Annotated in this window: 15 protein-coding genes and 1 pseudogene; 8 read left to right on the top strand and 8 right to left on the bottom strand. The window is 65.5% G+C overall.

The features are described 5' to 3' along the window. Nucleotides 1-4: 4 nt before the first annotated feature. The 6 genes and pseudogenes from G6N66_RS27865 (at nucleotide 5) to G6N66_RS27840 (ending at nucleotide 7784) form a co-directional block, all read left to right on the top strand. A complete protein-coding gene (locus G6N66_RS27865; protein ID WP_085231865.1) occupies nucleotides 5-1435 on the top strand; it encodes an aldehyde dehydrogenase family protein in 1431 nt (476 codons plus the stop codon). A gap of 7 nt (nucleotides 1436-1442) precedes the next feature. Further along, entirely contained in the window at nucleotides 1443-2426 is a 984-nt protein-coding gene (acuI, locus tag G6N66_RS27860) for an acrylyl-CoA reductase (NADPH) (protein WP_085231864.1), read from the top strand. Between the two features lie 26 nt (nucleotides 2427-2452). Beyond that, a complete protein-coding gene (locus tag G6N66_RS27855) occupies nucleotides 2453-3649 on the top strand; it encodes a MaoC family dehydratase (RefSeq protein WP_085231863.1) in 1197 nt (398 codons plus the stop codon). A 2-nt stretch (nucleotides 3650-3651) separates the two neighbouring features. Further along, complete coding sequence (locus tag G6N66_RS27850; RefSeq protein ID WP_085231862.1) at nucleotides 3652-5331, top strand: class I adenylate-forming enzyme family protein; 1680 nt, start codon at nucleotides 3652-3654, stop codon at nucleotides 5329-5331. After that, nucleotides 5328-6488: an NDMA-dependent alcohol dehydrogenase gene (locus G6N66_RS27845; protein ID WP_263988952.1), complete on the top strand. Its 1161-nt coding sequence runs from the start codon at nucleotides 5328-5330 to the stop codon at nucleotides 6486-6488. Before G6N66_RS27850 ends, G6N66_RS27845 begins: the two co-directional genes overlap by 4 nt. 46 nt (nucleotides 6489-6534) lie before the next feature. Next, nucleotides 6535-7784, top strand: a pseudogene (locus G6N66_RS27840) (DUF222 domain-containing protein). Nucleotides 7785-7830: 46 nt separating this feature from the next. On the opposite strand, the gene G6N66_RS27835 reads toward G6N66_RS27840, so the two are convergent. Both G6N66_RS27835 and G6N66_RS27830 read right to left on the bottom strand, forming a co-directional pair. Further along, nucleotides 7831-8292: an SRPBCC family protein gene (locus tag G6N66_RS27835; RefSeq protein ID WP_085234057.1), complete on the bottom strand. Its 462-nt coding sequence runs from the start codon at nucleotides 8290-8292 to the stop codon at nucleotides 7831-7833. After that, nucleotides 8289-9152 (bottom strand): rhomboid family intramembrane serine protease, encoded by an 864-nt coding sequence (locus tag G6N66_RS27830; RefSeq protein WP_085234056.1) that lies wholly within the window; start codon nucleotides 9150-9152, stop codon nucleotides 8289-8291. Before G6N66_RS27830 ends, G6N66_RS27835 begins: the two co-directional genes overlap by 4 nt. A 31-nt stretch (nucleotides 9153-9183) precedes the next feature. Here G6N66_RS27830 and G6N66_RS27825 point away from each other — a divergent pair, with 31 nt between their 5' ends. After that, nucleotides 9184-9552, top strand: coding sequence for a nuclear transport factor 2 family protein (locus G6N66_RS27825; protein ID WP_372515773.1), 369 nt, complete (start codon nucleotides 9184-9186; stop codon nucleotides 9550-9552). Between the two features lie 42 nt (nucleotides 9553-9594). Beyond that, on the top strand, nucleotides 9595-9819 hold the full coding sequence (locus G6N66_RS27820) for a hypothetical protein (RefSeq protein WP_085234055.1): 225 nt from the start codon (nucleotides 9595-9597) through the stop codon (nucleotides 9817-9819). Nucleotides 9820-9884: 65 nt separating this feature from the next. On the opposite strand, the gene G6N66_RS27815 is transcribed toward G6N66_RS27820, so the two are convergent. The 6 genes from G6N66_RS27815 to prpD are packed head-to-tail and all read right to left on the bottom strand — an operon-like array spanning nucleotide 9885 to nucleotide 18338. Beyond that, complete coding sequence (locus tag G6N66_RS27815) at nucleotides 9885-10454, bottom strand: DUF7676 family protein (RefSeq protein ID WP_085234054.1); 570 nt, start codon at nucleotides 10452-10454, stop codon at nucleotides 9885-9887. A gap of 7 nt (nucleotides 10455-10461) precedes the next feature. Beyond that, complete coding sequence (locus G6N66_RS27810; protein WP_085234053.1) at nucleotides 10462-11364, bottom strand: mycobacterial-type methylenetetrahydrofolate reductase; 903 nt, start codon at nucleotides 11362-11364, stop codon at nucleotides 10462-10464. Nucleotides 11365-11379: 15 nt separating this feature from the next. Further along, the gene (locus tag G6N66_RS27805) at nucleotides 11380-14763 is read right to left on the bottom strand and encodes a pyruvate carboxylase (RefSeq protein ID WP_085234052.1); all 3384 of its coding nucleotides are present in this window, start codon (nucleotides 14761-14763) and stop codon (nucleotides 11380-11382) included. Between the two features lie 7 nt (nucleotides 14764-14770). Continuing rightward, on the bottom strand, nucleotides 14771-15904 hold the full coding sequence (locus G6N66_RS27800; protein WP_085234051.1) for a bifunctional 2-methylcitrate synthase/citrate synthase: 1134 nt from the start codon (nucleotides 15902-15904) through the stop codon (nucleotides 14771-14773). Next, entirely contained in the window at nucleotides 15901-16818 is a 918-nt protein-coding gene (prpB, locus tag G6N66_RS27795; protein ID WP_085234050.1) for a methylisocitrate lyase, read from the bottom strand. Before prpB ends, G6N66_RS27800 begins: the two co-directional genes overlap by 4 nt. Continuing rightward, nucleotides 16818-18338, bottom strand: coding sequence for a 2-methylcitrate dehydratase PrpD (gene prpD / locus G6N66_RS27790; RefSeq protein WP_085234049.1), 1521 nt, complete (start codon nucleotides 18336-18338; stop codon nucleotides 16818-16820). Before prpD ends, prpB begins: the two co-directional genes overlap by 1 nt. Nucleotides 18339-18417 lie beyond the last annotated feature (79 nt).

Genomic DNA, 18417 nt, shown 5'->3' with positions numbered 1-18417 from the left:
TCCGATGCGCGAATACCTGAAGTTCTACATCGACGGCAGCTGGGTCGACCCCCTGCGGCCCAATAGGTTTGACGTGGAAAACCCGGCGACCGAACAGGTGTCCGGGCAGATCTCGCTCGGTTCCGCCGCCGACGTCGACCTGGCGGTCAACGCCGCCCGGCGCGCCTTCGCCAGTTGGTCGCAGACCAGTCGCGAGGAGCGCCTCGATCTGCTGCAGGGCATCCTCGCCGAATACAGCAAGCGGGCCGGCGACCTCGCCGAGGCGGTCACCGAGGAGATGGGCGCGCCGCCGTCGCTGGCCGCGGGCCCGCAGGTCCAGCTCGGGATCGGTCACCTGGTGACGGCGATCGACGTGCTGAAGAACTTCCCATTCGAGGAGCAGCACGGGGAAACGCTGATCACCAAGGAGCCGATCGGCGTGTGCGGGCTGATCACGCCGTGGAACTGGCCGCTGAACCAGATCGCGGTCAAGGTGTATCCGGCGTTGGCGACCGGCTGCACGATGGTGCTGAAACCGTCTGAGGTGGCGCCGTTCTCGGCCTACATCTTCACCGAGATCCTCGCCGCCGCCGGCGTCCCGGCCGGGGTCTACAACCTGGTCAACGGCGACGGCCCCGGCGTCGGCGTGGCGCTGGCGAGCCACCCCGGCGTCGACATGGTCTCGTTCACCGGCTCCACCCGCGCCGGCGTCGAGGTGGCCACGAATGCCGCCCCGACCGTCAAACGGGTGACCCAGGAACTCGGCGGCAAGAGCCCCAACATCGTCCTCGATGACGCGGGCTTCGCCGACAGCGTCCGGGCCGGCGTCGTCAACATGATGCCGAATTCCGGGCAGAGCTGTAACGCGCCGTCGCGCATGCTGGTGCCGAATTCGCGGATGGCCGAGGCGATCGCGATCGCGCGGGAGACCGCCGAGCAGGTGAAGGTGGGCGACCCCGGCGAGAAGACGGCGATCGGCCCGGTGGCGTCGAAGGCGCAATTTGAGAAAGTCCAGGGCCTGATCCAGAAGGGCATCGACGAGGGCGCGACCGTGGTGGCCGGCGGCCCCGGGCGTCCGGCGGGGCTGGACAAGGGCTACTACGTCAAGCCGACGGTGTTCGCCGACGTCACCAACGACATGACGATTGCGCGCGAGGAGATCTTCGGCCCGGTGCTCTGCGTCCTCGGTTATGACGACCTGGATCAAGCCGTGGAGATCGCCAACGACACCGATTACGGGCTGGCCGGCTATGTCTCGGGGGCCGACAACGACAAGGCGCGTGAGGTGGCCCGCAAGATTCGGGCCGGGTGGGTGACGATCAATCACGCCTTCGACATGAACGCGGCGTTCGGCGGATACAAGCACAGCGGCAACGGCCGTGAGTGGAGCGAATTCGGCTTCCACGAGTACCTGGAGGTCAAGAGCACCTTGGGCTTCGCGCCCCAGAAGCGATGAGACAGAGATGTTTTCGGGAATCTTGATCGAGAAGGGCGACGCGGGGCAGACGGTTGCCGTCACCGAGATAGACGAAGCACAGCTGCCCGATGCTGATGTCAGCATCGACGTCGAGTACTCGACGCTGAACTACAAGGACGGCCTGGCCATCACGGGCAAATCGCCGGTGGTGCGGAAGTTTCCGATGGTTCCCGGCATCGATCTGGCCGGTGTGGTGACCGAGAGCAGCCACGCCGACTGGAGCAAGGGCGACCGTGTGGTGCTCAACGGCTGGGGTGTCGGCGAGACGCATTGGGGCGGCCTGGCCCAGCGTGCCCGCCTCAACGGTGATTGGCTGATCGCCCTGCCGTCGGCCTTCACGGCCCGCCAGGCGATGGCGATCGGCACCGCCGGCTACACCGCCAGCCTGTGCGTGGATGCGCTGCTGGCGCACGGAGTGTCCCCCGACCAGGGCGAGGTCCTGGTGACCGGAGCGACCGGCGGTGTGGGCACCGTCGCGATCGCACTGTTGACCGCGGCCGGGTTCACCGTCGCTGCCGCGACCGGAAAGTCGTCCGAAGAGCAGTTCCTCAAGCAACTCGGCGCCGAGACCGTCTTGGACCGCGCCGAACTCAGCGAGGCCGGCAAGCCGCTGCAGAAGGAGCGCTGGGCGGGCGTCGTAGACACCGTCGGCAGTCACACGCTGGCCAACGCCTGCGCGCAGACGAAGTATGGCGGCGCGGTTGCCGCGTGCGGCCTGGCCGGCGGGATGGACTTCCCGGCGACGGTCGCGCCGTTCATCCTGCGCGGGGTGTCCCTGCTCGGCATCGACAGTGTGATGGCGCCCAAGGCGTTGCGCACGGTCGCGTGGGAACGCCTGGCCCGCGACTTGAGCGCCGATGCCCTCGAATCGATCGCGCAGGACATCGGACTGGGCGAGGCGATCGCCTCGGCGGGCGAACTCATGGACGGCAAGGTCCGCGGCCGGTTCGTCGTCGACGTCAACCGCTGACGGGACAACGAGGCCAAACGACAACGATGACCAAGAAGACAACGAAATCCGAAGGCGTCCAGCTCGATCTGTCCGATGTCGACCACCGCGTCGGAAAGCCGATCGGCGGCGGGCAACTGTGGGATCCCTGCACCTCCTCGGACATCCGCCGCTGGGTGATGGCAATGGATTATCCCAATCCGCTGCACTGGGATGAACAGTTCGCGCGCGAGTCCAAGTTCGGCGGCATCATTGCACCACAGTCGATCGCGGTGGCCCTCGACTATGGCCACGGCGCGGCGCCCGCATGTGTGGGCCACATCCCGAACAGCCACCTGATCTTCGGCGGTGAGGAATGGTGGTTCTACGGCTGCCCGGTCCGACCTGGCGACAAGCTGTTTCAGCAGCGCCGGTTCCACGACTACAAGGTGACGGAGACGAAATTCGCTGGGCCGACGATGTTCTCGCGCGGCGACACCGTCCACACCAACCAGCACGGTGCGCTGGTGGCGCGCGAGCGCTCCACCGCCATTCGCTACCTCTACGAGGAAGCGACCAAGCGCGGAATGTTCGAAAACCAGCTCGGCGAGATCAAACGCTGGACGCAGACCGAACTCGAGGCGGTCGACCGGCTGCGTCGGGAGTGGCTCGAATCCAACCGGATGGGTGTCTCACCGCGCTTTGACGAGGTGAAGGTCGGCGACACGCTCCCCCGCCGGGTGATCGGCCCGCACAGCATCGCCAGCTTCACCACCGAATATCGCGCGTTCCTATTCAACATCTGGGGCACCTTTGAGTGGGTCGCGCCGCCCGGCATCAAAGACCCCTGGGTTTATCAGGATCCGGGCTGGGGCAAAGACTTTGCCTTCGACGAGGAAGACGCCAAGATCGATCCGCGCAAGCGCGACGGGCTGTATGTCGGCCCGTCACGCGGACACATCGACGCCGACCGGGCCAGCCAAGTCGGAATGGCTCGTGCCTACGGGTACGGCGCGACGATGGGCGCGTGGTGCACCGACTACCTCGCATATTGGGCCGGTTACGACGGCATGGTGCGCCACACCAAGGCCGACTTCCGCACCCCCGCCTTCGAGGGCGACGTGACCTACTTCGACGCTGAAATCGTCGACAAGCAACCGGATACGGCCTGGGGTGTGCCCCTCGTGCAGGTCAAGCTGCGACTTACCAACCAGAATGGCGAGCTGCTGGTGGGTTGCACGGCCGAGGTCGAGCTGCCATTGTAGCCATGGTCGCCGCGACGAATTCTCCTGCCGCCCAAGGCCTGTCGATTGTGAGCGGGCCACCGCTCGCCGATGAGCCCGGGCTGGGCGCGCTCACGTTGCCGGGGTTTCTCCGCGAAGTGACGCGGCTCTACGGCGAGCGCGAGGCGCTGGTGTGGCGCACCGCCGACGGCGCCACGCGCTGGAGCTACGGGCAGCTTTGGGAGCGTGCGGTCGAGGTGGCCCGCGCATTGCGCGCGGGCGGCCTGGGCAAGGACGGCCGCGTCGGCGTTCTGATGACGAACCGGCCGGAATGGCTCGCCGCCGTGTTCGGTACGGCGCTGGCCGGCGGGGTGGCGGTGACCCTGAGCACGTTTTCCACGGCACCCGAATTGGACTATCTGCTAAGGGCTTCCGCCGTTTCGGTGCTGCTGTTCGAGCGCAGGGTGCTGTCGAAGGACTTCGCCGAGATGCTCACCGAATTGGAACCGTCGCAGTACCCGTTTTTGCGGCGGCTCGCGCTCGTCGGCGAATCGGCGCCTGGCATCGAAACCTGGGACGACTTCCTGGCGTCCGGTCACGCGGAACCCCCCGAGCAGGTCGACGCGGCCGCCGCAGCGGTGCTGCCCAGCGATGCCGCCGTGTTGTTCTTCTCGTCTGGCTCCACCAGCAAGCCGAAAGGCATCCTCAGCACGCATCGCGGTGTGTGCATCCAGTTGTGGCGATTTCGGCGCATGTATGGATTCAGTCCGGATGACCACGTTCGCGGCTGGACCGCCAATGGCTTTTTCTGGTCCGGCAACTTCGCGATGGTGCTCGGCTCGACGCTCGCCAGCGGCGGATCGCTGGTCCTGCAATCGACATTCGACGCCGCCGAGGCGCTCGAACTCATGCAGGCCGAGCGGGTGAGCTTTCCGTTCGCCTGGCCGCACCAGTGGACCCAGCTGGAAGGCGCGCCCAACTGGAGCCAGGTGGATTTGAGCAGTGTGAAATTCGCGGACTTCAAAACCCCGATCGCGCACCATCCCACCGTCTCGGGCGAATGGCACGAACCGGGCCACGCCTACGGCAACACCGAAACATTCACGATCACAACCGGTTACCCGGCCAACACACCACCGGAAGTCCATGCCGAAAGTTTCGGCGTGGCGTTGCCCGGGGTCACGCTCAAGATCACCGACCCGCTGACCGGAGACGTCGTTCCACGCGGCGAGCCGGGCGAAATCAGCGTCAAGGGGCCAACTCTCATGCTCGGCTATATCGGCACCCCGCTCGACGAAACCCTGGACGCCGAGGGATTTTTCCCAACCGGCGACGGCGGCTATCTCGACGACGACGGCCGGCTCTACTGGCAAGGCAGGCTGACCGACATCATCAAGACCGGCGGAGCCAATGTGTCGCCACGCGAGGTCGACGAGACCCTGATCTCGCATTCCGGCGTCAAGGTGGCGCAGACCGTCGGCGTTCCGCACCAGACGCTCGGCGAGGTCGTGGTGGCCTGCATCGTGCCGCACGACGGCGTGGTCCTCGACACTGAGCAGCTGCTGGCATTCGCACGCCAACGATTGGCGAGTTATAAAGTGCCGCGGCATGTGTTGTTCTTCCGCGAGGACGAAGTGGCGCTGACGGGCAACGCCAAGATCAAGGCCGGTGAGCTGCGCGAGCTCGCCGCCAAGCGGATCGCCGAAACGGCAGGCCTGCAATGAAATGTCGTGCCGCAGTGATCCGCGGGGTCGGCATGGATTGGGAGATCCGCGAGATCGAGCTTGATCCGCCGCACGGCGGTGAAGTCCTGGTGCGAATGGCCGTCGCCGGAATCTGCCACTCCGACGACCACCTCTTCACCGGCGACGTGGTCCCGACGCCCGAGGCGTTGGCCGCCAGCGGTCAGCCCGCACCGGACTGGTTCCCGCTGCTCGGCGGTCATGAGGGTGCCGGCGTCGTCGAAGAAGTCGGGCCGGGCGTCACGACGGTGCGGCCAGGGGATCGGGTGGCGCTCTCGTTCATTCCCGCATGCGGCAATTGCCGGTTTTGCGTGAACGGTCAGAGCTACATCTGCGATGTCGGCGCGAGCCTGTTCGTGCGGGAGATGCCCACCGACGGAACGTGCCGCCGCCATCTCGGCGACGAAAACCTGTTGGCCTACGGCCAACTCGGCACGTTCGCCGAATATGCCGTGCTTTCGGAGAGGTCCGTCATCAAGATCGACGACGCGATCCCCTTCCACGCCGCATCACTGGTGTCCTGCGGGGTCAGCACCGGCTGGGGCTCTGCGACCGTTTCGGCGGGCACCGAGCCCGGCGACACCGTCGTGGTAATCGGCACGGGCGGGGTGGGGATGAACGCGCTACAGGGGGCTCGCGCCGTTGGCGCGAAATATGTGGTCGGCGTGGATCCGGTTCAATCCAAGCGGGATTCGGCCAAGTTCTTCGGTGCCACGCACACCGCGGCCTCGGCCGAGGAAGCGATACCCGTCGTCAACGAGATCACCGCCGGTGTCATGGCCGACCGCGTCGTCGTCACGCCCGGCGTCGTGCACGTGGACCTGATCCCGTTGGCGATGGCGCTGCTTCGCAAGGGCGGGGTCTGCGTGCTCACCGGCATCACGCCGTTCACCGAGCCGCCGGTTCCGTTGGTGCTGCAGGAGATGACGCTGTCGGCCAAGCAACTCCGGGGTGCGCTCTACGGCGGGATGAACCCGCGCACCAGCGTGCCGTTGCTGCTTTCGTTGTATCAAGCGGGCGCACTGAAACTCGACGAGCTGGTCACCCGCCACTACCGGCTCGAGCAGATCAACCAGGCGTTCGTCGACCTGCGCGAAGGACGCAACATTCGCGGGATCATCGACTTCGTCGGAACTTAGATCGCTGCGGCCGAAACTTGTCGGTGGTGGCTGCTTTGATGGCGGTATGGCTTCGACCGCTTCTGCTGACGCCGTGGAGATGATCCCGAAGGATCGTCTTGCGGTGTTGTTTGAGGAGTTGGCGGAGTTGTGTGGTCAGCGTAATGCGATTGATGGGCGCATCGTGGCGATCGCCGCCGAGCTCGATGGTCGGCAGTTGTGGGGAATGACCGGGGCGCGGTCGCTGGCGGCGGTGATGGCCTGGAAGACGGGCTGCTCACCGGCCAATGCGCGCACCGTGGCCACCATCGCCGAGCGGTTGGAGGAGTTTCCCCGCTGCGCTCAAGCTTTGAGCGAGGGCCGGCTGTCGCTGGATCAGGTCGGGGTGATCGCCGCGCGCGCGGGGCAGGGATCCGATGAGCACTACGCGCAATTGGCCGCGGTGGCCACGGTGACCCAGTTGCGTACCGCGGTCAAACTCGAACCGCGACCCGACCCCGGCCCCGCGCCCGAGCCCGAACGCTCATTCACGAAATCGAGCACCGAGCAGGGCAGCTGCTACCGCATCAAACTCGGCCGCCTCGATGCCGCCAAATTCGACGCCGCGCTGGCCTCGCATCGCGACGCGTTGTTCGCCGAATGGCGCCGCGATCACGGCGATGACGAGCAGGCAGCACAAGACAGGCCTGCGTTGCCCACGACGGGGGATGCGTTCATGCGGTTAATCGAGGCGGGCTGGGATGTGGAGGCGGCCCTTCGCCCGCACGGGCAGCACACCACCGTGGTGGTGCACGTCGATGTGCAGCAGAAAGCCGCCGCCCTGCATCTGGGGCCGCTGCTGTCGGACGCCGAACGCCAGGAACTGACCTGCGATGCCACCTGCGAGGTCTGGTTCGAACGCCACGGCAACGTCATCGGCGCCGGGCGCACCACCCGGGTGATCAACCGCCGGCTGCGCCGCGCCCTCGAACACCGCCACCCCACCTGCGCGGTCCCCGGTTGCGGCGCCACCCGCGGCCTGCATGCGCACCACATCCAGCACTGGGAAGACGGCGGCCCCACCGAGCTGCACAATCTGGTGCTGGTCTGTCCGTACCATCATCGGCTGCACCACCGCGGCCTGATCAGGATCAGCGGACCCGCCGACGCCCTGACCGTCACCGATGACACCGGCCAACTACTCAGCCCAGGATCGCTAGGCGACCACCCACCCAACCCCCACCCGCGGTCCCGCCCTGCCGCGGGCCCCTCGGCGAACGCGCCGACTGGTGGTGGTACACACCCTTCCAACCCCAACCACCACCAAGCAACAACTGAGTTGGTGAGCGCGGGGCGGAGCCGAAACACGTTGTGGCAACAAGCATTAAACCGATTCGAAGTGACGCCGGATTCCGGCCAACATCTCGATGTGCGCCTTGATCCCCTCGCGCGTCGTCAGCGCGGCCAGCGGCCGCGGCGCGGCGAATCGGATTCGCTCGGTGACGCGTGTGCCCGCGTCGATCGGCTCGAAACTCACCCGCCCGTGTAGACGCACCCCGGGGGACTGCGCGGCTTCGGTGAGCACGTCACCCTGGTGCGGGACGTGCAGCCGCGCCCGATAGGTGATCTTGATGGTCAACGGCCCCAACGGAATTCGATCCACCACGCGATAGCTGTGCAGATATCCATCCGGGCCCTCGGTGCGCGACGTCGTCTCCACCGACACGATCAGCGGGTGCACGACCTTGATGTTGTCCAGGTCGACGTAGAACGCGCGCACTTCGTCCGGCGGTGCGGGGACGTCTTCGGACACCTCGGCTTCGGTGTGGGCGACCCACCAGCTCATAGATACAACTCCGCCGCGAGAACACCTGTGCGCCACCAGATCAACGCGGCGAACAGACCGACCGCGAAGACAGTCACCGCGGCTTGGATCGCGTTGCGCTGTGCTCGGGGCGCATAAACATAAGCCGCAGCAACCAACGCCCCGGTGATCAGCCCGCCCACGTGCCCCTGCCAGCTGATCCGTTGCGTACTGACCGCCGGCGCGACAAAGGTGAAAACCAGGTTGACCACAATCACCGCGGCCACCCAACGCAAGTCGAGGTTGAGCCGCTTCGCCACCACCAGCGTCGCGCCGAAGAGGCCGAACACCGCCCCCGATGCGCCCGCGGTCGCGGCGTTCAGGGTGAGCAGGTAGACCAGCACCGACCCACCCAGCAGGCTCAACGCATACAGCGCACCGAAACGCAGCCGGCCGAGCAGCATCTCCAGCGGCGGGCCCACGACGTAGAGCGCCCACATATTCAGCAGCAGATGCGCCGCGCCGTAATGCACGAACGCCGAGGTCACCAGCCGGTACAGCTGGCCGTCGGCGACCGCCGGCGACCACAAGACCAGCTGACTTTGCAAGCCCTTCACCGACATCTGCAGCGCGAACGTCACCACGTTGATCGCGATCAGCGCGTAGGTGATCACCGGCGCGCCGGCCCGTTCCCGCCCGCCGAATTGGGTACGCGGCTGCCGGACCGTCCGGGCTCCCTCGGCCACGCACTCCACGCATTGATGACCGACCGCGGCCGAGCGCAGGCATTCCGGACACGTGTATCGGTCGCAGCGGTTGCAGCGCAGGTAGGTAACACGATCGGGGTGTCGATAACAGGTGGGTGCCACGGTCTGCGGTGGCGGTGCGCTGGGACCGTTCACGGCACCAATCTTGCCCGCTATTGTGATTTTCGTGGCCGATACGGGCGCGGTTGAGCGTTACCTGCAGTTTCTCGCCGCCCACGATTGGGACGGCCTGGCCACCACCATTGCCGACGAAGGCTTGATCCGAGAAGGACCGTTCTGCGACGTCGTCGAGGGCAAGGAGCACTACGTCGCCTACCTGCGCAAGGTGTGCACCACACTCAACGGCCACCGGCTGGACGTCAAGCGGATCTCGCACGTCGACGGCCGCGTCTGCTTCGTCGAGCTAACCGAGACGTTCGAGATCGACGGCACCGCCGCCGAGTGGCCCGAATGCCTGCTGTTCGAGCAGGACGACGACGGGCTGATATCTCACGTCAGCGTGTTCTTCAAGCAGCGACACGCCGACACCCCGTAGAGCTCTATTCCCTCACCCACCGAATTGACCTAACGTGTGGGGATGGAGTCTGACGGAACGACGGAGTCGGTATCGGTCGAGAAATTGCACTCGGGCGACCCGATCACCGATTGCGGCCAACGCTACATAGTCCTCGAATCCAAAGCCGTCGGCGATAGCTGCGTAGTTCTCGAGCTGGAGTCCAGAGTGGACCACCAGTTGCAGGTCATCGAGAAGTCCTTCCCCGCTGGGTACCAGGTCGGCAGGGCGCATCACCGAATTTTGTAACCCACGTTTTCCCAGCCCGAATAGGCGTCAGTGGCCATTCGACGGCTACGCGTACTTTTGCGTAGTTAGCCGTGTTGAAAACCTTTGCCGCTGCGATCAAGTGGGTCGGGATCCAACCCCAAATAGGCGGCCCGCAGTCGGTCCCATAACTGCAGCTGTTCCCATGCAGGCTCGTCGCGGAACTGCTGGGTCTTGGTGAGAAACGGATTTGGCAGCATTAGCGTCATCATCTGTTCGTCGCGGCCGTTGTAGAGCCGCAAGCCCCAGGAGGTCGGGAAACCGTCGTCGCTGATCCGGCGATAAAGCTCCGCCCGCGCGCAACGACGGATCCGGCCGAGTTCGGGCCCGCTGTCCAGGTGCTCGCCGATGCGCAGGTGGAAGTGCCAGCGCCCGAAGTCCACCGTCGCGTACCCGTCGTACATCGAGATCCGTGTCGGAGGGTTGGGTGCGGCAACTTCCCAGGCGGCGCCCTCGATGAGGACGCCGAACCAGATTTCGTCCCAGTACTCGTCGAAGCAGACGTGGATCAGATCGAGCAGGCTCTGCTCGTCGACCGGCAGCGGCCACCGCTGTTCGCGTCCCCCATCTTCGGTCTCGACGATCGGGGGGCCGGGGGCATCTGTCGTCCGAGTCATGACCTTCTCAATCTAGTAGGCCTTGTTCCGGAGCCCAGTAGGCAAGCATCTCCGCGAAGGTCTCGAAAGCCGCCGCGGACACGCCGTAGGTGGCCTCCAGGTGGATGCTAAGCGGAAAGCCCAGGTCAGCAACGCCGTCCAGCACCCGCTTGTACAGGTCGACCAGGAGTCGGCGCTTCACGGCGGGTTCGGCGGCGGCCAATTGCCGCACGAATTCTTGCTCTCCGGCCACCGCCTCGTTTCCCGGGTCCTCAATCAGCCAATTGATGAGGCCGACGCGGGATTCCATCTTTGGGACGAACCCAAACGAAAGCAGGATCTCCGGACGGTGATCAGTGCTCGCTGCGAATTCGGTCAGAAAACCCACGATCGCATCGGAATACAAGAGCTGGGTCATCCCGTAGGTAGCGCCTTGGTCGCACTTGAAGTTGAGCCGGCCCGCCTCGCCTTCCCTCGTTGGGATAACGATCACGCCGCGGTTAACCACCTGCTCGCGGTAGATCGACAAGGCGTCCGTCGGGGCGACACCGGAGCCCTCACCGTCGTTCATGGTGCGCGGCACCCCGACGAAGACGACGCCCTCCATGCCTGCCGCGGTCAGCTCAGCGAGGCGATGATCTAGGTCGGACTCATCCATGAAGGCGGTGACCTGCGTGCACAACCCGCTGAGCCCGGGCAGTTCGGGTTTGACGACGGACCAGAAGTCCAGCACGTCCAGCTTGGCCTCCATCGCGACGGGCCGGTCGCCGTCCTCGGGGACCAGCCCGGGGATCATCACGTGCCGGATCCGTCCGTCCAGGCCCGACTCGGCCGATAACCGCGCGACTTTGCGCACGTCTGCTAATGCGCGGTCCTTTCCCCCGTCCACGTTCGGCGGTACCAACTCAAGCGCGATGGTTTTCAGTGTCATACCGATCCTTTTCCGTCAGCTGATGACCGCCAAGAGGTCGCCGCCTTCGACTTGCGCGGTGCGAGATACCGCGACGCGTACGACCCTTCCGGCTTTGGGGGCAGTGACCGCGGCTTCCATCTTCATCGCTTCGATTGTCGCGATGGTCTGCCCGGGCTCGACTTCCTCGCCGACTTCGACTGTGACGGTGACGACGCCGGCGAACGGCGCGGGGATGTGGTCGACGTTGCCGCGGTCGGCCTTTTCCGCGGTCGGGATGTCGGTGGCCGCACTGTGGTCGCGCACCAGCACGGGACGCAGCTGCCCGTTGAGAATGCACATCACCGTGCGCATTCCGCGTTCGTCGGGATCCGAGATCGCCTCCAGACCGATCAGCAGTTCGACACCGCGCTCCAGCTTGACGCGATGTTCGTCGCCGTGGCGCAGTCCGTAGAAGAACTGATTCGCACTCAACTGTGACGTGTCGCCGTACTTTTCCTGGTGAGCCTCAAACTCTTTGGTGGGCCCCGGGAACAACAGCCGATTCAGAGTAGCCTGGCGCTCCGTCCCCGGTACAGCCAACAAGCCTTCATCCTCGGCCGAGAGTGGTTGCTCCTGCTTTGCGGGTCCACGACCATGTAAGGCTCTGGTGCGCAAAGGTTCCGGCCAGCCGCCGGGCGGGTCCCCGAGTTCGCCGCGCAGAAAGCCGACCACCGAATCCGGAATGTCATAGCGCGCCGGATCAGCGGCGAAGTCCTGCGCGGTGGTCCCGGCCGCGACCAATGCCAGCGCCAGATCCCCGACCACCTTGCTCGACGGAGTCACCTTGACCAGGTGTCCCAGGATCGAATCGGCACCGGCATAGGCGTTTTCGATGTCCTCGAATCTATCGCCGAGGCCCAACGCGACGGCCTGTTGACGCAGGTTCGACAACTGCCCGCCCGGGATTTCGTGACGGTACACCCGCCCAGTCGGGGACGGCAGCCCGGACTCGAATGGCGCGTAGACGTTTCGCAGTGCCTCCCAGTACGGCTCCAGATCGCACACGGCGGTAAGCGACAGGCCGGTGTCGTAACACGTGTGGGCCGCCGCGGCAACAATCGAGGAAAGGGAGGGCTGGCTCGTCGTCCCCGCCAGCGGCGCCGCCGCTCCGTCGACCGCGTCCGCCCCCGCCTGCCAGGCCGCCAGATACGTGGCCAGTTGGCCGCCCGGGGTGTCGTGGGTGTGTACGTGCACCGGCAAGTCGAAGCGGGACTTGAGCGCCGATACCAGCGTCGTGGCGGCCGGGGCCCGCAGCAGCCCCGCCATGTCTTTGATCGCCAGAACGTGCGCGCCAGCCGTGACGATCTGCTCGGCCAGCTTCAGGTAATAGTCCAGGGTGTAGAGGTTTTCGGCCGGATCGCTGAGGTCGCCGGTGTAGGAAATCGCGACTTCGGCTACCGCCGTGCCGGTGTCCCGGACGGCGTCGATCGCGGGTCGCATCGAATCCACGTTGTTCAGCGCGTCGAAAATCCGGAAGATGTCGATGCCGGTGCTCGCGGCCTCCTCGACGAATGCCGTCGTCACGATCTCCGGATACGGCGTGTAGCCCACCGTATTACGTCCGCGCAGCAGCATCTGCAGACAGATGTTGGGCATCGCCTCACGCAACGCGGCCAAGCGGTACCACGGGTCTTCCTTCAAGAATCGCAGGGCCACGTCGTAGGTTGCGCCGCCCCAGCACTCCACCGAGAGCAGCTGAGGCATCATCCGCGCGATGTAAGGTGCCACCATGAGCAGGCCGGTGCTGCGAACCCTGGTCGCCAGCAACGACTGATGTGCATCGCGGAAAGTCGTGTCGGTGACACCGACGGCTTCGGATTCGCGCATCCAGCGCGCGAATCCCTCGGGGCCCAACTCGGCGAGACGCTGTTTGGAGCCCGGGGCCGGCGGCAGCGAAGGGTCGAGCTCCGGCAGTTTGTCGTGTGGATACACCGACGATGGCCGAGGACCGTGCGGTTGGTTGACGGTCACTTCGGCGAGATAGTGCAAGATCTTGGTACCCCGGTCAGCGCCGGCGTTCGCGGTCAGCAGCTGTGGGCGTTCGTCGATGAATGATGTCGTCGCGCGGCCCGCTACGAAATCGGGGTCGTCGAGCACGGCCTGAAGGAACGCGGTGTTGGTGGTTACTCCGCGGATGCGGAATTCGGCGACCGCCCGTCGCGCGCGGCGCACGGCGGCCGCGAAATCGGATCCGCGGCAGGTCAATTTGACCAACATCGAATCGAAATGCGCCGACACTTCTGCACCCAAGTGCGTGCCGTCATCCAATCGGATCCCCGCGCCCCCCGGTGTGCGATAGGCGGTGATGCGTCCGGTGTCGGGCCGGAACCCGTTGGAGGGATCCTCGGTGGTAATTCGGCACTGCAGCGCGGCGCCGTGCGGTGTGATCGACTCTTGACTCAAGCCCAGATCGGCCAGGGTTTGTCCGGATGCTATGCGCAGCTGACTGGACACCAAGTCGACGTCGGTGATCTCCTCGGTCACGGTGTGTTCTACCTGGATGCGCGGATTCATCTCGATGAAGACGTAGTTGCCGCGTTCGTCGAGGAGGAACTCGACCGTTCCCGCGCACGAGTATCCGATATGCCGCGCGAACGCCACCGCGTCCGCGCAGATGCGTTCGCGTAGCTCAGGTTTCAGGTTCGGCGCGGGAGCCAGCTCAACGACCTTCTGGTGGCGGCGCTGCAGGCTGCAGTCCCGTTCGTAGAGGTGGATCACGTTTCCGCAAAGATCGGCCAGTATTTGCACCTCGATGTGGCGCGGGTTGACCACCGCCTGCTCGAGGAACACCGTCGGGTCGCCGAAGGCGGACTCGGCTTCCCGCGACGCCGCCTCGATCGCCTCGGCCAATTCAGCGGAATTGCTTACTCGGCGCATTCCTCGGCCGCCGCCACCGGCTACCGCCTTGACGAACAACGGGAATTGCATCGAGTGGGCCGCGGCCACTAGGTCCGCGGTGCACGAGGATGGCGGCGACGACGCCAGGACGGGCAGCCCCGCGGCCCGGGCTTCGGCCACCGCCCGCGACTTGTTTCCGGTCAGTTCGAGAACCTGCACCGACGGCCCCACGAAGGTGATGCCGGCTGACGCGCAGGCCGCCGCCAGAGTGGGGTTCTCCGATAGGAAGCCGTAGCCCGGGTAGATCGCGTCGGCACCACACGCTTTCGCGGTCGCGACGATGTCCTCGACGTTGAGGTAGGCGCGGACCGGATGGCCTTCTTCGCCGATCTGGTACGACTCGTCCGCCTTTGTCCAATGCGCCGAGTTGCGGTCCTCGACCGGGTAGATCGCGACCGTACTCATGCCCAGTTCATAGGCGGCGCGGAACGCCCGGATCGCGATCTCGCCCCGGTTGGCGACCAGAACTTTCGAAACCACAGGTGGGCTAGCGGGTCACTTTGAGCTCACGCTGCGGCGGGCCGACATACTCGCTCAGCGGACGGATCAGAGCGTTGGAGGCGGCCTGCTCCATGATGTGCGCCGTCCACCCGGTGATGCGGCTCATCACGAAAATTGGTGTGAAGCAACCGATATCGAAGCCAATCAGATAATAGGCCGGCCCGGTCGGGAAATCCAGATTGGGTTTGATCCCGTTGGCGGACGCCATCCCTTTCTCCAGCACTTCGTAGATGTCGAGCCACTTCTGGCCGTCGCGGGCGGCGGCAACACGCCTCAACGCTTGTTTCATGCTCGGCACCCGGGAGTCACCGTTTTTGTATACGCGATGACCGAAGCCCATGATCTTTTCTTTGCGGTCTATCTTGCCCTGCAGCCACTCGGCGGCGTTGTCGGCGCTACCGATCTCGATCATGTCGTGCATAACTGCTTCATTGGCTCCGCCGTGCAACGGGCCCTTAAGCGCGCCGATAGCCGCCGTGACCGCGCTGTAGATGTCGGATTGCGTGGAGGTGACGACCCGCGCGGCGAATGTGGAGGCGTTGAAGCTGTGCTCGGCGTAGAGCACCATGGACCGTTCGAACGCGTCGACGATCACTTGCTCAGGGACATCGCCAAAGCACATGTGCAGGAAGTTCTGCGCATAGCTCATATGACTATGCGGGGCAATGGGTTCCAGGCCGCGCCTGCGACGCATGTCGGCAGCCACGATGGTCGGCAAAACCGCGAACATCCGCAGGGATTTGGCGTAGTTGGCCTCGGGGCTGCTGTCGTCTTCTTGAGCGTCCTCGGCGCCCATGTAGCTGATCACTGTGCGCACCACATCCATCGGGTGGCAGGTGTCAGGCTGCTTGGCGATCAGCGACAGCATGGATCGGTCGAGCCGACGCGAAGCGCGTTCGCGCTGGGTGAACAACGCCAGTTCCTGATCGTTGGGCAATTCGCCATGCCACAGCAGGTAGGCCACCTGCTCGAAGCTGCAGTGCGCGGCCAGGTCCTGCACGGCGTAGCCGCGATACGTCAGGGAGTTGGTTTCCGGCACGACCTTGGAGATCGAGGTGGTGTCAACGACGACACCGGCCAGGCCTTTGTAGATGCGGGGTTGGTCGTCAATCGTGCTCACTGGGTGACTCCTTGGCGGGCGAAGTTGTAAATGTCGGAATCGAATTGGTTGTAGTCGGCGTAACGCAGCAGCTCGTAGAGGCGGCCGCGATGTTGCATGCGGTCGAGGAGGCCGGATTGCGTACCGGTACTGGCGATTTCACGGAGTCCGACCTCTACGGCGTGCATCGCCAGGCGCAGCGTCGTGACGGGATAGATCACGACGTTGTAGCCGATCTCGGACAACTGTGCCGCCGTCAGCAGCTGCGACTTTCCGAACTCGGTCATGTTGGCCAACAAGGGGGTCGCCACCGCTTCGCGGAACTGTTCGAACTCCGTTGGGGTATACAGGGCTTCGGTGAAGATCAGGTCGGCGCCGGCGTCGGCGTAGGCCTTGGCCCGGTCGATCGCGGCGGGAATTCCCTCGACGCCTGCGGCGTCGGTGCGCGCGCAGATGATGAAATTCGGGTCACGCCGCGCGGATACGGCGGCACGCAACCGTTTGACCATCTCTCCGGTGGGCACGACCGCTTTGCCGTCCAGATGCCCGCATCGCTTGGGGTTGACCTGGTCCTCGAGATGGCAGCCCGCCAGTCCGGCGTCCTCCAACAGCGTCACGGTGCGCGCGGCGCTCATCGGTTCGCCGAACCCGGTGTCGGCGTCGATCAAAGTGGCCAGGTCGGTCACCGCCGCGATCTGCGCTCCCCGCGAGCTGACTTCGGTCAGGGTCGTCAGTCCGATGTCGGGCAGGCCGAGGTCGGCCGACAGCACCGCGCCCGACACATACACGCCGTCGAATCCGATCTCGCCGACCAACTTGGCGACCAGCGGCGAAAAGGCCCCCGGAAACCGAAGCAGCCGGCCGCTTTCCAGGCCGCTGCGGAACTTGGCCCGCTTCCCGGCAGCGGGGACGTCGCTGGCGAGCAAGCCGCTCATCAGAAGATCCCTGGCGGAATCGTCGGCGCCATGTCGAGCACTGAGGGGTCGACGACGATGTTGAGCGCACCCAGCGCGCCGGCCCGCTGTTCGGCAAGGCTTTCCACCACCGAGATGAACCGGTGTTGCTCGGTGTCGGTGACCACACCGTTGGCCAACTCGTTGAACTTGCCGATGTACTGCTTTCGCTCAAATGGCCTGGCGCCCAACGGGTGAGCGTCGGCGAGGGCGATCTCGTCGATGATCACCTCGCCGCTCCTCAGGGTCACCTCCGCGCGGGCGCCGAACGCCTTCTCCGCCGGGTCGCTTGCGTGGTAGCGCCGGGTCCATTCAGGGTCTTCGCGGGTGGAAATCTTGTGCCACAGCTCGATGGTGTCCGGCCGGTGGGCCCGCTCCGGTGCGTAGGAGCGCTCGTGGTGCCAGGCGCCGTCCTGCAACGCGACGGCGAAGATGTACATCACCGAGTGGTCGAGCGTTTCGCGGGAGGCGTCCGGGTCCATCTTCTGCGGGTCGCCCGCCCCGGTGCCGATCACGTAGTGGGTGTGGTGACTGGTGTGCAGGACGATGGTGGCGATCTGGTCCAGGTCGCCGATGCGCTCGCGCATCCGGCGGGCCAGGTCGATCAACGCCTGGCTCTGGTATTCGGCCGAGTGCTCCTTGGTGTAGGTGTCCAGGATGGCGCGCTTCGGCTCCCCCGGCTCGGGAAGCGGAACCTGATAGGTGTGCTCGGGGCCCGAGAGCAGCCAGGCAATCACCCCGTCCTCGCCTTCCCAGATGGGGGCGGGCGCACCCTCCCCGCGCATCGCGCGGTCCACGGCCTCGATGGCGACCTTGCCGGCCCAGGCGGGCGCGTACGCCTTCCAGCTCGAGATCAGGCCTTTGCGCGATTGCCGGGTGGCCGTCGTGAGGTGCAGCGACTGGCCGACGGCCTGATAGATGGTCTCCTTGTCCAGGCGGAGCATGGTGCCAAGGCCGGCGGCGACCGACGGGCCCAGATGCGCGACGTGGTCGATCTTGTGCTCGTGCAGGCAAATCCCCTTGGCCAGGTCGACCTGGATCTCGTAACCGGTGGCGATGCCACGGATCAGGTCGGTGCCACCGATGCCGAGGTGCTGGGCGACGGCGACCAGCGCTGGGACGTTGTCCCCGGGATGGGAGTACTCGGCGGCGAGAAACGTGTCGTGGTAATCCAATTCGCGCACGGCGACGCCGTTGGCCCAGGCCGCCCATTCCGGCGAGTAGTCGCCACCGACACCGAAAACCTTCGCGCCCTTAGCCTTTGCCTCTACCGATGGGGCTGGGTGCGCCAGCGCCTGTGCGCGGGCGGCGGATACCGGGCGACGGATGACCGAAGCCGCCGACACCGACGCGTTGTCGATGATGCGGTTGATGACCATCGCCTCGGTCTCGGCGGGCACGGCGACCAGGTCTGCCGCTACCTCGGCGATCTTCCAAGCCAGGTGATCAGTGCGGGGGAAATCCTCAGCGCTGCGTCGGGTTCGAACTTCATGGATCCGCATAAACCGCACGGTACGCAGCTGCTGCCATGGCGTAAATGCACTGTAAAAGCGTAATTTTGTGTCCTTGGCGATACGATTT

The organism is Mycobacterium conspicuum (genome assembly GCF_010730195.1).
GTDB classification, from domain to species: Bacteria; Actinomycetota; Actinomycetes; order Mycobacteriales; family Mycobacteriaceae; genus Mycobacterium; species Mycobacterium conspicuum.
Note: the sequence above shows the minus strand (reverse complement) of the source record. Positions and strands in the feature narration are given on the sequence as shown.